A 12,956-nucleotide genomic window follows, 5' to 3' on the forward strand; every position below is an offset into this window, starting at 1 on the left:
GCGGGCGGCGGGGCCTGTGCCGCGCCGCGCGGGCGCAAGGCGGGGTATGCGATCGTCGGTCTGGGCCGCTATGCCGAGCTGATCATGTCCAAATTCGCCGAATGCGAGCAGTCGCGGCTGGTCGCGCTGGTCAGCGGCACGCCCGAAAAGCTGGCACGCTTCGGCGAGAAATATGGCGTGCCCGAGAGCCACCGTTATTCCTATGCCGATTTCGACCGTATCCGCGACAATCCGGATGTCGACATCGTCTATGTGATCCTGCCCAATGCGCTGCACGCCGAATATACGGTGCGCGCGGCCAGAGCGGGCAAGCATGTCATGTGCGAGAAGCCGATGGCGATCTCGGTCGCGGAATGCCGCACGATGATCGCGGCGTGCCGGGCGGCGGGGCGCAAGCTGATGATCGGATACCGATCGCGGTTCGAGCCGCACAACCGGCTGGCGATCGACATGGCGCGCAAGGGCTTTGTCGGGCCGACGCGGATCATCACCGCCGATCATGGCTTCAACGCACAGCCCAACCAGTGGCGGCTGGACCGCAAGCTGTCGGGCGGCGGCTCGCTGATGGACATCGGCATCTACAGCCTGAACGCGACCCGCTATCTGACCGGCGAAGAACCCGTCGAGGTCAGCGCGATCGAGTCCACCGACCGCAGCGACCCGCGTTTCCGTACCGTCGAGGACCGGATCAGCTTCCTGCTGCGCTTCCCTTCGGGGATCGAGGCGACCTGCGTGTCCAGCTACAGCTCCAACCACAATATGTACCGCGTGTCGGGCACCGATGGCTGGATCGAACTGGAGCCCGCCACCTCTTATGAGGGGCAGAAGATGTGGGTCCGCCGCAATGGCCGGACCGAGCAGCAGCAGGTTCCCGCAGGCAAGGGCCAGCATGCCGGGCAGCTCGACCATTTTGCCGAGTGTATCGCCAACGGCACGGATCCGCTGGTGCCCGGCGAAGAAGGGCTGGCCGATATGCGGGTGATCGAGGCGATCTATCGATCGGCGCGGGAAGGGCGGCGGATCACCCTGGCCTGACTTTGGCCACGGGGCGGGCGGCATGTTTCGACAATGTCAGGCGCACGTCATCTTGGCCCAGGCCCCGCAATGATAGGCTTGCCCCATAGCTGGCATGGGGATGGTGTCATGATGACGGGGGAAGGGCGCAGGCGGATCATGGTCGCGGCGCTGTTGGTCGGGGCGGCAGCGGGTCCCGCCATGGCGGAGACATGCAAGGTCGGCCAGATGGCGGCGATCCCGGTCACGATGCAGGGCCTGCGCCCGGTGGTCGAGACCCGGATCAACGGCAAGCCCGCCCCCTTCATCCTCGACAGCGGCGCCTTTTACAGCAACATCGCGCCCCCCGTCGCACGCGAACTTGGCCTGCCGGAACAGCCCTTGCCCTTCGGTTTCCGGGTGAACGGGATCGGCGGCAGCTCGGACGCCACGGTCGCCACGGTCAAGCACTTCACCCTGGCCGGAACCGATATCCCGAACGTCCAGTTCATCGTCAGCGGCAGCGATGTCGGCCAGACCGGCCTGCTCGGGCAGAATGTCCTGGGCCTCGGCGACGTCGAATATGACCTGCCCGGCGGCATGGTCCGGCTGTTCAAGCCCAGCGGCTGCGCGCACGCCGCCATGGCCTATTGGACGGGCGGCAAGCCCTATTTCGAAATTCCGATCGAGACCAGGGACCAGGCGCACAACCACACGGTCGGCACGGTCGAGCTGGACGGCGCGAAGCTGAACGCGACCTTCGATACCGGAGCGGCGCAGACCGTGCTGAGCCTGCGCGCCGCCGCCCGCGCGGGCGTCCATCCCGGTGACCCGGGCGTCGAGGCGGCGGGATGGGAGCGCGGATTGGGCCGCCATGTCGTCCAGGGCTGGACCGCGCGGTTCAAGCTGCTGAAGATCGGCAATGAGGAACTGCACAATGTGCGGCTCCATATCGCCGATCTGGGGCCGCTCGACACCGACATGCTGCTGGGTGCAGACTTTTTCGTGTCGCACCGGCTCTATGTCTCCAATCTCCAGCACCGCATCTATTTCACCTATAGCGGCGGGCGGCTGTTCGATGCGGTGGCGCATGCCGATCCGGGCACGGCGGCGGTCGTCGCGCCAGCCGCCACCGACGCCGCGCCGCCGAGCGATGCCGAGGGTTACAGCCGTCGCGGCGCGATGCTGGTCACCCAGCACGACCTGCCCCATGCGATCGATGCCTTTACGCAGGCGATCGCGATGGCGCCCAAGGACCCGCGCTTTCCCCGCCAGCGCGCGCTCGCCTATCTGGACCAGCATCGGCCGGTGCTGGCGATCGATGACCTGAACACCACGCTGACGCTCGACCCGGCCGATACGCAGGCGCGGCTGATCCGCGCCGAATTGCGGCTGCGCGCCGGCAATCCGGCGGGGACGATCACCGATCTCGACCTGCTGAACGGGCAGTTGCCGCGCGAGGAAGCGGCACGGCTCCAGATGGCGCGGCTCTATTCGGGGGCGGATGCCTTTGACGCGGCGATCGGGCAATATGATCTGTGGCTGGCCGCGCATCATGACGATTCCCGTCGCAGCACCGCGCAGAACGGCCGGTGCTGGTCGCGGATGCTGGCCAACAAGGATATCGACAAGGCGTTGGGCGACTGCAACGCCGCCGTCCATGCGATCCCCAGCGATCCGAGCTTCCTCGACAGCCGGGCCTTCATCCATCTCCGCCAGAAGGACGACCGGGCTGCGCTCGCCGATTTCAACGCCGCGCTGGCCATTGATCCCAAGCGCGCCTGGGCACTGTACGGGCGCTCGATCGCCGAGACGCATCTGGGCATGACCACCGAGGCGGCGCGGGATCGGACGCTGGCGACGGGGCTGGACAAGCGCATGCCCGAGCGGATCCGGAAATACGGGATCGGTTAGACAATCCTCCCCGGCACGGGGAGGTGGCAGGCCGAAGGCCTGACGGAGGGGGCGCGCCACATAGGACATCCTTGGCCGCACGCCCCCTCCACCATGCTGCGCATGGTCCCCCTCCCCGTGCCGGGGAGGATTTCTTAGAACGCCTTGGACACGCCGACGAAGAAGCCGCGACGCGGGCCATATTGCGGCGCGCCGACCCCTACGCCGGTCCCGTCGCGGATTTCGTATTTGTGGTCGAGCACGTTGATGACGTCGAACCGGATGTCCAGGTTCGGCCCCGCCAGATGCTGGCTCGCGGTCAGGTTGAATTGCGCATAGGGCGATAGCTTGGCGCCGTTGGGGATGCTGTTCACATCGTCGTCGCGGCGCAGGCCCGAGCCATAGATCATGCTGCCGCCCAGCTTCGTGCCCTGCGCAAAGGCATAGGACAGGCCCGCCGATCCGGTGAAGGTCTGGTCGTGGTCCAGATAGATGTAATGCCGCGCAATATAGTCGAGATCGTCCTGGCCGAAGCTGAACTGGCTGGACACGATATTGCGCCCCTTGGCCTTGGCGGCGGCGAAATTGGCATAGGCGAGCAGGCCGCCGCGGGCATAGCTCATATTCGCCTCGATCCCGCCGATGCGCCCCTGCTTGTAGTTGAACGGGGTCAGGATGATCGGCGCGCCGAACTGCCCCTCGTCGATCAGGTTCTTCGAGATGCGGTAATAGGCGTCGATGCCATAGGTGAAGTAGCGGCTGGGCTTGGCCTGGAAGCCGATATCGAAATAATCCTGCCGCTCGGCATAGGGCACGTCGTTGACGGTGACGGCCGGATAGGCGCTGGTGCCGACGAACTTGGCGATGCTGGTATTGCCGACCAGCTCGAAGGGCGGCGGCACGAAGTAGCGCGAATAGCCCGCGTGCAGCGTGTAGATGTCGCCCGGCTGCCAGGCCAGGTTGACGCGCGGCGACAACTGTCCCTCGCGCCGATAGCCGTTATAGAGGTCGTAGCGCGCGCCATAGTTGAGCGTCAGCTTGGGCAGCAGCTTCCACTCGTCCTGAAGATAGGCGCTGAAGCTGGTCGCGGTCTTGCCGCTATTGTCGACGATTGCGATCGGCTCGCCCGCCTGGGCACCGCTGGCGTCGACGGGGAAGACATTGGTCGTGGTCGCGCTGGTCGAGCGATCGCGCGTCACCAGCAGGCCGCCGCGCAGCGTGTGCGCATCACCGAGATGATAGACCGCATCGACCTGTCCGCCGATCGCGAAGTCCTGCTTGTACGCCTGTTGCGCCTGCCCGTTATAGAGCAGCTCGCCCAGCACATCGGGGCGATAGCGCAGCGACGAATAGCGCGCGAAGAGCGAGGCCTGCACCGTCAGCGGCTCGGCATCGTGGAGGAAGGCGACCTGGCCGAAGCCGGTCTTCTCCAGCTGCGTCTCGTTCAGCTTTTCGCTGGGGAAGGCGGTCTGGCCGCCGACGCTCCAACCGGCGCTCGGCTGCTGGCCGACGGGGTTGGGGATCTGGAACCACTGGTTGGAATAGCCGCCGACGAAGGACACCCGGTTCTGGTCGTCCAGGATATGGTCGACATAGGCGAAGCCCTGATACTGGTCGGTATCGTCATGCACCGGGTTGGAGCGGCCGTCGACGCTTTCGATGCCCAGGCCACTGTGCCGGTAGTCGCCCGACACGAAGTAATTGGTGCTTCCCGACGAGCCGCCATAGGTCAGGCTGGGCTGGATGGTGTTGTGGCTGCCGCCATAGATGGAGGCGGTGCCGCCATTGTCGAACAGGCCGCTCTTGGTGGTGATGTCGATCACGCCCGCCGTGCGCAGGCCATATTGCGCGGGCAGCGCGCCGGTCAGGATGTTGACCTTGTCGACCAGGCGCGGCGACAGGGTCTGGCCGAACACCGCCAGCCCTTCGGGCAGGATGGTGCCGTTGATGCGATATTGCAGGCCGTTATGGTCGTCGCGGACGTGGAACTGGCCGAAGCCGTCCTGCACGACGCCGGGGGCCTGGAGCAGGATCTGGTTGAACTGCTGGTTCTCGCCACCGGGCAGCGCCTTGATCGTTGCGCTGGTGATTTCATAATTGGAGGCGCCCAGGCTGGGCTGGATATGCTCGCGCGCGGTGTCGAGCCGCTTGGCGGTGACCACGATGTCGGAGGGCTGATTCGCCGCTGCCGCCGGGGTGGCGTCCGCATCGGGCGTCGGTACGCCGCGGGTCTGCGCCAGCGCGGGCAGGGCGATCGCGGACGACGCGACACAGCAAAGGAGAGCACAAAAACGCATTAATGACCCCAAATGTTATAACGTCTCCCGAGCGGGCTATCTTGCTGCACCGCGATGCGATGGCAAGGCGGGGCAGCATTCATGACGCATTTGTAAGCGAGCCATCATGCAGGGGCGCCGTCATGGTCAGGGGCCTGTGAGCGCGCTATAAGGGACCATGGCCGAACGCTTCGAACGACACCGCCAGCCCTGGCGTCAGGACGAGATCCAGAAACTCCACACCCTCGCCAAGAAGGGCATGGCGCTGAAGGCGATCGCCAAGGCGCTGACCCGCAGCGAGGAGTCGGTCAAGGCGCGGGCCAAGGAAGACGGGCTGTCGATCGCCAAGCTCCACTGAGGCCGGATCGCCATTCGGCCATGCCCCTCGCCCCTCACAGAGGGGAGAGGGAAAAGGGGGATGCTGAATGTCGATCCGTTTTGAGGTTCGGGAATGGCGGGGCAGGGCGCGCCCGCCGTCCCGGATCGTCAGCGCAGGATGATGGCGGCCCCGTGCTTGTGGGTGCGGATTTCATCCTCGGTCAGGCCGTTGATCTCGTGCGGGAAGATCAGCCAGTCATTCGTCTCGTGCACGAAGAAGTCCGGCGTCAGGTCGGTCACGTTGCGTGACGGCTTGTAATAGACGGTCGCGACCTTCACCTCGTCCGGCATATTGTTCCGGCAGCGCTGCTTCAACTCCTTCAGCAAGGCGCGGATCGAACGCCCGGAATCGAACACATCGTCGATCAGGAGCAGGCGATCTTCCGGGTTCAGGACGTCGACCAGATGGCCCAGCCCGTAAATGCGGACCTGCGGCTCCTGCTGGTCGATGCCGGTATAGGAGGCGGTGCGGATCGCGATATGATCGCTCTGGACCCCGCGATATTCGAGCAGTTCCTGGACCGCGATGCCGACCGGCGCACCGCCGCGCCAGATGCCGACGATATGGGTCGGGCGAAAGCCGGAGTCGAAGACCAGATTGCCCAGGCGAAAGGAATCCTCCAGCAGGCGGTCGGCGGACAGGTAGATCTTGTTGGTCACGGGAATCGTCCATCATCATTGCGGAGCGGGGCACGGAGCGGTCGGCGTCCGGACAGGTCGCCTATGTGATGCCGTCGGGCCGACAGGGCAAGCGGGCGGCGCTATTCGACGATCCGTCCGATCCGCACCAGCACCCCGGTCGGGTCGCTGACCGCGAATTCATAGGTGCCCCAGGATTTGGCGTGCGGCGTGCCAGGCTCGATGATGTCGTCGCGGATCCGCTCGGCGACCGCATCGACATCTTCGACATAAAGATAGAGGCTAAACGGATTGTCCTCCCCGCGCACCGGCCAGCCCGGCATGTGGTTGAGGTGCGGATGCCAGCCGCGTCCGTCTTCCAGGATGCGGTAATGGCCGAAATCGCCAGCGACCGAAAAGCCGAGCCGTTCGTAAAAGGCGGTGCTGGCATCGAGATTGTCGGCCGGAACGATAGCGACGCAGTGATGGTCCATGGTGATGCTTTCCTTGCAGCCGACAGGAAGTGCTGGCGGGAAAAGTTCCGGCGGGGTCTCATGAAGTTATTGTCATCAAATATTGTGCGGTATTTGTGCCACCGGCAACTTTGTCGTTGTTCTACAGCGGGATAACTTGGCCGCCAGTCACGCGGCAAACATAAATCATACGATCGGCGGATATTTCAAACTATTGCTGGGTTGGGCCTCGCATCTCGCGGAGACCTATCATGGCCACAGCGGCACAATCCGATATTCGAACGTCCCCATCGTCCGAAGGCGACCGCCGCCGCGCGACACGCTGGTTGCAGGCGCTCAACTTCTTCATGGCCGACATGCAGGCGGGGATCGGTCCGTTTCTGGGCGTCTTCCTGCAACAGCGCGGGTGGCAGACCGGGCCGATCGGCAGCGTCATGACGCTGGGCGGTGTCGCGGGCATGGTGATGACGGTGCCGGCGGGCGCGTTCATCGACCATACCGACAAGAAGCGTTGGGTGGTGGTCATCACCGGCATCTGCACGGTGCTCGCCTCCTTCCTGATCCTCTGGTCGCAGACCGGCATCGTCGTCGGAGTCAGCCAGGTGGCGACCGCCATCGCGGGCGCAGCGATCGGCCCCGCCGTGACCGGCATGACGCTGGGCGTGGTCCGGCAAAAGGGCTTCAACGCACAGAACGGCCGCAACCAGGCGTGGAACCATGCGGGCAACATGGTCGGCGCGGGGCTTTCCGGCTTTCTGGGCTGGAAGTTCGGGATGCCCGCCATCTTCTTCCTCGCCGCCGCCTTCGGCGTGCTGGCGATCATTTCGGTTCTGTCGATCCCCGAGCGCGCGATCGACCACCGCGCCGCACGCGGGCTGGAGGATGACGATGGCGACGATCAGGAAGGCGGTCAGGCCGAGGGTTTCAAGGCGCTGCTCGCCAACAAGCCGATGCTGATCCTGGCGGCCGCGCTGGCCTGTTTCCATCTGGGCAACGGCGCGATGCTGCCGCTGTACGGCATGGCGGTGGTCGGCGCGGGCAAGGGCGATGCCGCGATGTTCACCGCGACGACCGTGATGGTGGCGCAGGCGGTGATGATCGTCGCCAGCCTGATCGCGATGAAGGTCGCCGCCGGGCGTGGTTACTGGCTGGTCCTGCTGATCTCCTTCGCCGCGCTTCCCTTGCGCGGGTTCCTGGCGGGGACCTTTATCGAGCATTGGGGCGTGTGGCCGGTCCAGGCGCTCGACGGTATCGGCGCGGGGCTTCAGAGCGTCGCGGTGCCGGGCCTCGTCGCCTGTCTGCTCAGCGGCACCGGGCGCGTGAATGTCGGGCAGGGCGCGGTGATGACCATCCAGGGCGTTGGTGCCTCGCTGTCGCCCGCCATCGGCGGCTGGCTGGCGCAGGAGCTGGGCTATCAGACCGCCTTCTACATTCTCGGCGGCTTCGCGGTGGCGAGCCTGGGGCTGTGGATCGGCTTTGCGGGGACGTTGCGCCCCGCCTGCTCCGGTGGTGCCAAGCCCGAGGAGGCCAAGGCATGAGCGGCATCGCCTGGGTCCATATCGGCGACCTGCATCTGGACGAAGCCGATGACTGGCAGGGCCTCGACCGACTCCGCGAGGTCGTCGCGCAGGTCAATGCGCAGATGGGCGCGGCGGATTTCGTCTTCATACCCGGCGACAACGCCAATCACGGCACGCCCGAACAATATGCCCGGATGATGGAGGCGCTCGCGCCGCTGTCGCTGCTATGGCGGATCATTCCCGGCGACCATGATTTCGAGCCGGGCGACCTGTCCAACTACGAAGCGGCGATACCCAGGACCAACCGGCCCGAGACGGAGGTGATCGCCGGACATCGCTGCCTGTTCCTCGACGTGGTGTCGGCGGGGGCGGGCGGACCCGACTTCCGGTTGACCATGCATCATCGCAACAGGCTGGCCGAGGAGCTGGCGCGCGCGAAGGCCGAGGGGCAGGTGCCGCTGGTGTTCATGCACGCCTATCCCGGCGACCTGGCGGCGGACGGCGACGCGATCGCGCGCCAGTTCATCGACGGCGAGGTCGCCTTCGTCGATACCGGGCACACCCATTATAACGAGCTGCTGAACGATGGCCGTGTCCTGTACGGCGCGACCCGCTCGACCGCGCAGATCGAGGAGGATGGCGGCGCGCCGGGCTTCACCATCGTCTGTGTCCAGGACCGGGTGGTCAGCTGGCGCTTCCGGCGGCTGGATGCGCCCTGGCCGCATGTCCAGATCGTCTCGCCGGGCGATGTTCGGCTCATCACCCGGCCGACCGACCCGCATCATGTGCCCCGACCCGGTGCGGTCGAAGTGGTGGCGCGGCTGTTCGGGGCGGACATGCCGCCGGTCGCTCGGGTCGGCGATACAGAGACGCCGATGACGCGGGGCAAGGATGGCCTGTGGCGCGCGACCGTGACGCTGGCCGCGGGATTGAACGCGATCGAGGTCCGCTGCGGCGAAGGCTATGACCGGATCGATTGTCTCGTCCGCGACGGACATTCGATCCCGAAGCGCCGCTTGCCCGTCGCCCCCGGCGAGGATTGCCACGCGATCGGCGCCTGGCCTATCGCCGGGATCGACGGCGCCCGGCTGGGGCCTAACAAGAATGGGTGCGGATGGTGACGCTGGCATACGGGGCCACCTGGGCGATTGCGGGGCTGTCGACGGCGGGCGTGATCGCGCGGCCGATGCGCTGGCCCGAATGGATCTGGGCGGTGGCGGGTGCGGTCCTGCTCATCGTGCTGGGCCTGATGCCGCTGGGCGAGGCGGGGCAGGCGGTGGCCAAGGGGGCGGACGTCTATCTCTTCCTAATCGGCATGATGCTGCTGAGCGAGACGGCACGCGAACATGGCGCGTTCGACTGGATCGCGGCGACCGCCGTCAACATGGCAGGGCGGTCGCGCGCGAAGCTGTTCGCGCTGGTCTATGCGACGGGCGTCGTCGTCACGACCTTCATGTCCAACGACGCGACCGCCGTGGTGCTGACGCCCGCCGTGTTCGTGGCGGCGAAGAAGGCCAAGGCGGACCCGCTGCCGCTGCTGTTCGCCTGCGCGCTGATCGCCAATGCGGCGAGCTTCGTGCTGCCCATCTCCAACCCCGCCAATCTGGTCCTCTATGGCGGCCACATGCCGCCGCTGGGCGCGTGGATGGCGGCCTTCGCGCTGCCGTCGCTGGCCTCGATCCTCGTCACCTTCGCGGTGCTGCGCTTTACCCAGCAGGCGCGGATCGCGGGGGACTGCGAAAGTGATGTGACGCGCGACCCGCTGTCGACCGGCGGCAAGCTGGCGATGCTGGGGATCGGGCTGACGGCGCTGCTGCTGCTCGTCGTATCGGCGCTGGACATAGAACTCGGCCTGCCGACCGCATTGGCGGGGATCGCGACGGCGGTGATCGTATCGGTGCTGGCGGGGCGCTCGCCGCTGACGCTGGCCAAGTCGGTAAGCTGGGGCGTGCTGCCGCTGGTCGCGGGCCTGTTCGTGCTGGTCGAGGCGCTGGACCGGACCGGCGTGATCGCCTGGGTGGCGCAGGGGCTGCGTGACATGCTGGTCGATCCGACACGCGCGGCGGCGGTGTCGGGGACGACGCTCGCCTTTGTCAGCAACGCGATGAACAACCTGCCCGCCGGACTCGTCGCCAGCAGCGCCATCGCGCAGGCGCATCCGCCGCAGATCGTCACCGACGCGTTGTTGATCGGTGTCGACCTTGGCCCGAACCTGTCGGTCACGGGGTCGCTCGCGACGATCCTGTGGCTCCAGGCGATCCGGCGCGAGGGGGAGGATGTGAGCTTCCTCGCCTTCCTGAAGGTCGGCGCGGTGGCGATGCCGCTGGCGTTGCTGGCGGCGTTGGGAATTCGGTTGCTGATCGGGTGAGCTTCCCCAACCTCCGTTCGCACTGAGCGAAGTCGAAGTGCACGCGGAACGCTCACCCCTTGGCCTTCGACTTCGCTCAGTGCAAACGGAGGTTGGTGATTACAGCGCTCCCAGATCGATCGGCGCGTTCTTGTCCAGCCACTGCCCCGCCTCGGGCATCGGGTATTTCAGCCCGGTGGCGCAGTTGTACAGCACCACGCGCTCATCCTCGTCGACCAGATTGTCGCGCACGGCCTGTTGATACGCCGCCAGCGTCGCCCCGCCCTCCGGGCATAGCAGCAACCCGTCCTTCTTCGCGCACTCCTCCACCGCCTTCAGGATGGCCGGATCGCCGACCGCCAGCGCCGCGCCGCCGGATTCGCGCACCGCGCGCAGGATCAGGAAGTCGCCGACCGCCTTGGGCACGCGGATGCCCGCTGCCACCGTCGCGGCATCCTCCCAACGCTCGGCATGGTCCTCGCCCGCCTCATAGGCGCGGACGATGGGCGCGCAGCCGCTCGCCTGCACCGCATACATGCGCGGGCGCTTCGAGCCGATCCAGCCCAGCCGCTCCATCTCGTCGAACGCCTTCCACATGCCGATCAGGCCGGTGCCGCCGCCGGTCGGGTAGAAGATCGCATCGGGCAGCTCCCAGCCCAGCTGCGCGGCCAGTTCCAGCCCCATCGTCTTCTTGCCCTCGATCCGATAGGGCTCCTTCAGCGTCGAGAAGTCGAACCAGCGCCCCTCCGCCGCGCCGCGCCCGACGATGGCACCGCATTCGTCGATCTGGCCGTTGACCCGCCAGACGCGCGCACCCTGCGCGGCGATCTCGCGGACATTCACTTCCGGCGTTTCCTCGGGGCAGAGGATGACGGTTTCGATCCCGCACCGCGCGGCATAGGCGGCCAGCGCCGCGCCCGCATTGCCGTTGGTGGGCATCGCGATCCGGGTCACGCCCAGCTCGCGCGCCATGGCCACCGCCATGACCAGCCCGCGCGCCTTGAACGATCCGGTCGGCAGCCGCCCTTCGTCCTTCACCAGCACCATGTCCCCGCCCGAGCGGGGAATGGGGATCAGCGGCGTCTCGATCTCCCCCAGCGACACGATGCTGTCGGTGCGACGGACGGGCAGCAGCTCACGCCAGCGCCACAAGTCCGTCTCGCGCGCAGCGATGGTGTCGCGCGACACCGCCCGGCCCAGCGCGTCGAGATCATAGCGGACCAGCAGCGGCCGTCCTGCGCGCGACAGGCCGTGAAGCTGGTCGGCCTCATAACGCTCGCCGGTCAGCGAGCATTCCAGATGGGTGACGAAGGTCGGGCGGTCTTCGGTGAGGTTGCGATTCATAAGGCCCAGCCTATCGGCCGAAACCGCCCGACACCATAGGTTTAACCCGGCGTGGCGGCCGATCCCGCCAGCAGCCCGCCGTCGATGTTGAACTCCGATCCGGTGATATAGGTCGCCTCGTCCGAGGCCAGCATGACCGCGATGGCCGCCACTTCGTCCGGCTCCCCGAAGCGTTTCAGCGGCGTATCGGCGACCAGCGCCGCCATCTTCGCCGCCCGGTCGGGGCCGTCGCCCAGCATCGGCTCCCAGATGGGGGTGAGGATGGCGGCGGGGTGGATGGAGTTGCAGCGGATTTTCCACCCGGCCTGCGCGCAATAGAGCGCGACCGTCTTGCTGTGGTTGCGGACCGCCGCCTTGGACGAGGCATAGGCCGCCGCGCCCGGAATGCCGACCAGCCCCGAGCGCGACGAGATGTTGATGATCGAGCCGGTGCCCGCCGCCTTCATCGCGCCGATGGCATAGCGACAGCCCAGGAAGGTGCCGTCCAGATTGACCCGGTGTACCGCGCGCCAGTCCGCCAGCGATGCATGTTCGGGGTCATGCGGCGTATAGCCGTCCTCGAACCCGGTGATCCCGGCATTGTTGACGACGACATCGGCGATGGGGACGATCCGGGCGAGGCGCGCCCAGTCGGCTTCGTCCGACACGTCGAGCGTCTCGAAGCTACAGCCGATATTCCCCGCCGCGCTTTGGCCGGTGTCGGCATTCCGGTCGGTCAGGATGACGGTCGCGCCTTCCTCGTGAAAGCGGCGGGCAATGGCATGGCCGATCCCGCGCGCGGCGCCAGTGACGACGCACGTCTTGTTCTGCAAGCGTGGCATAAATCTCTCGAAATGATTGGGGGGCAGGGGGGGGGCGGTGCGTGCCGCCGTGTAGGCCTGTGCCGCGTCAGCGGTGCCGCTGGACCATGTCGAGAACTCCAGGTGTCGGGCCGGTTTTATCACCGATCGGTGTCCGCTTCGTCTTTTTTGTTCGCGCGGAGGCGCGGAGACGCGGAGGTGTCTGGCCCAGCCGCAGGCTGCCTCCATTGGCAACAGAGCGGCTTTGTCTTCCGATCGAGAGGGTGTGCAACAGCGCGGCCCATCCAGACTCCTCCGCGTCTCCGCGCCTCCGC

Annotated in this window: 11 protein-coding genes; 6 read left to right on the forward strand and 5 right to left on the reverse strand. The window is 66.6% G+C overall.

Annotation, left to right across the window (positions count from 1 at the left end):
- Nucleotides 1–1,035: Gfo/Idh/MocA family protein (locus BSZ14_RS15370; RefSeq protein WP_076711586.1), on the forward strand; the 1,035-nt coding region annotated here is incomplete at its 5' end.
- A 108-nt stretch (nucleotides 1,036–1,143) separates the two neighbouring features.
- Entirely contained in the window at nucleotides 1,144–2,907 is a 1,764-nt protein-coding gene (locus BSZ14_RS15375) for an aspartyl protease family protein (RefSeq protein WP_241823782.1), read from the forward strand.
- Nucleotides 2,908–3,041: 134 nt separating this feature from the next.
- On the opposite strand, the gene BSZ14_RS15380 is transcribed toward BSZ14_RS15375, so the two are convergent.
- Nucleotides 3,042–5,183, reverse strand: a complete 2,142-nt coding sequence (locus BSZ14_RS15380) for a TonB-dependent receptor (protein WP_076711587.1) — start codon at nucleotides 5,181–5,183, stop codon at nucleotides 3,042–3,044.
- Nucleotides 5,184–5,340: 157 nt separating this feature from the next.
- On the opposite strand from BSZ14_RS15380, the gene BSZ14_RS15385 reads away from it, so the two are divergent.
- Nucleotides 5,341–5,520, forward strand: coding sequence for a hypothetical protein (locus BSZ14_RS15385; RefSeq protein WP_042490606.1), 180 nt, complete (start codon nucleotides 5,341–5,343; stop codon nucleotides 5,518–5,520).
- Between the two features lie 128 nt (nucleotides 5,521–5,648).
- Here BSZ14_RS15385 and BSZ14_RS15390 read toward each other — a convergent pair whose 3' ends face one another.
- Both BSZ14_RS15390 and BSZ14_RS15395 read right to left on the reverse strand, forming a co-directional pair.
- Nucleotides 5,649–6,200, reverse strand: a complete 552-nt coding sequence (locus BSZ14_RS15390) for a phosphoribosyltransferase (RefSeq protein WP_076711588.1) — start codon at nucleotides 6,198–6,200, stop codon at nucleotides 5,649–5,651.
- Between the two features lie 101 nt (nucleotides 6,201–6,301).
- Nucleotides 6,302–6,652, reverse strand: coding sequence for a VOC family protein (locus BSZ14_RS15395; protein ID WP_076711589.1), 351 nt, complete (start codon nucleotides 6,650–6,652; stop codon nucleotides 6,302–6,304).
- A gap of 230 nt (nucleotides 6,653–6,882) precedes the next feature.
- On the opposite strand from BSZ14_RS15395, the gene BSZ14_RS15400 reads away from it, so the two are divergent.
- The 3 genes from BSZ14_RS15400 to BSZ14_RS15410 are packed head-to-tail and all read left to right on the forward strand — an operon-like array spanning nucleotide 6,883 to nucleotide 10,519.
- Nucleotides 6,883–8,169, forward strand: coding sequence for an MFS transporter (locus tag BSZ14_RS15400; protein ID WP_076711590.1), 1,287 nt, complete (start codon nucleotides 6,883–6,885; stop codon nucleotides 8,167–8,169).
- A complete protein-coding gene (locus BSZ14_RS15405; protein WP_076711591.1) occupies nucleotides 8,166–9,272 on the forward strand; it encodes a metallophosphoesterase family protein in 1,107 nt (368 codons plus the stop codon). The genes BSZ14_RS15400 and BSZ14_RS15405 overlap by 4 nt, the downstream gene beginning before the upstream one ends.
- Nucleotides 9,269–10,519: an arsenic transporter gene (locus tag BSZ14_RS15410; RefSeq protein WP_198930533.1), complete on the forward strand. Its 1,251-nt coding sequence runs from the start codon at nucleotides 9,269–9,271 to the stop codon at nucleotides 10,517–10,519. Before BSZ14_RS15405 ends, BSZ14_RS15410 begins: the two co-directional genes overlap by 4 nt.
- A gap of 99 nt (nucleotides 10,520–10,618) precedes the next feature.
- Here BSZ14_RS15410 and BSZ14_RS15415 read toward each other — a convergent pair whose 3' ends face one another.
- Nucleotides 10,619–11,842 (reverse strand): threonine synthase, encoded by a 1,224-nt coding sequence (locus BSZ14_RS15415; protein WP_076711592.1) that lies wholly within the window; start codon nucleotides 11,840–11,842, stop codon nucleotides 10,619–10,621.
- Nucleotides 11,843–11,883: 41 nt separating this feature from the next.
- Nucleotides 11,884–12,663, reverse strand: coding sequence for an SDR family oxidoreductase (locus tag BSZ14_RS15420; protein ID WP_076711593.1), 780 nt, complete (start codon nucleotides 12,661–12,663; stop codon nucleotides 11,884–11,886).
- Nucleotides 12,664–12,956: the final 293 nt, after the last annotated feature.

The organism is Sphingomonas sp. Sph1(2015) (assembly GCF_001970915.1).
In the GTDB taxonomy this organism is placed as follows: Bacteria; Pseudomonadota; Alphaproteobacteria; order Sphingomonadales; family Sphingomonadaceae; genus Sphingomonas; species Sphingomonas parapaucimobilis.

What these genes read in the sequence shown, in the direction of transcription:
- BSZ14_RS15400 (WP_076711590.1), top strand. Translation starts at nt 6,883, where the DNA reads ATGGCCACAGCGGCACAATCCGATATTCGAACGTCCCCATCGTCCGAA.
- BSZ14_RS15385 (WP_042490606.1), top strand. Translation starts at nt 5,341, where the DNA reads ATGGCCGAACGCTTCGAACGACACCGCCAGCCCTGGCGTCAGGACGAG.
- BSZ14_RS15375 (WP_241823782.1), top strand. Translation starts at nt 1,144, where the DNA reads ATGATGACGGGGGAAGGGCGCAGGCGGATCATGGTCGCGGCGCTGTTG.
- BSZ14_RS15415 (WP_076711592.1), bottom strand. Translation starts at nt 11,842, where the DNA reads ATGAATCGCAACCTCACCGAAGACCGCCCGACCTTCGTCACCCATCTG.
- BSZ14_RS15405 (WP_076711591.1), top strand. Translation starts at nt 8,166, where the DNA reads ATGAGCGGCATCGCCTGGGTCCATATCGGCGACCTGCATCTGGACGAA.
- BSZ14_RS15380 (WP_076711587.1), bottom strand. Translation starts at nt 5,183, where the DNA reads ATGCGTTTTTGTGCTCTCCTTTGCTGTGTCGCGTCGTCCGCGATCGCC.
- BSZ14_RS15420 (WP_076711593.1), bottom strand. Translation starts at nt 12,663, where the DNA reads ATGCCACGCTTGCAGAACAAGACGTGCGTCGTCACTGGCGCCGCGCGC.
- BSZ14_RS15395 (WP_076711589.1), bottom strand. Translation starts at nt 6,652, where the DNA reads ATGGACCATCACTGCGTCGCTATCGTTCCGGCCGACAATCTCGATGCC.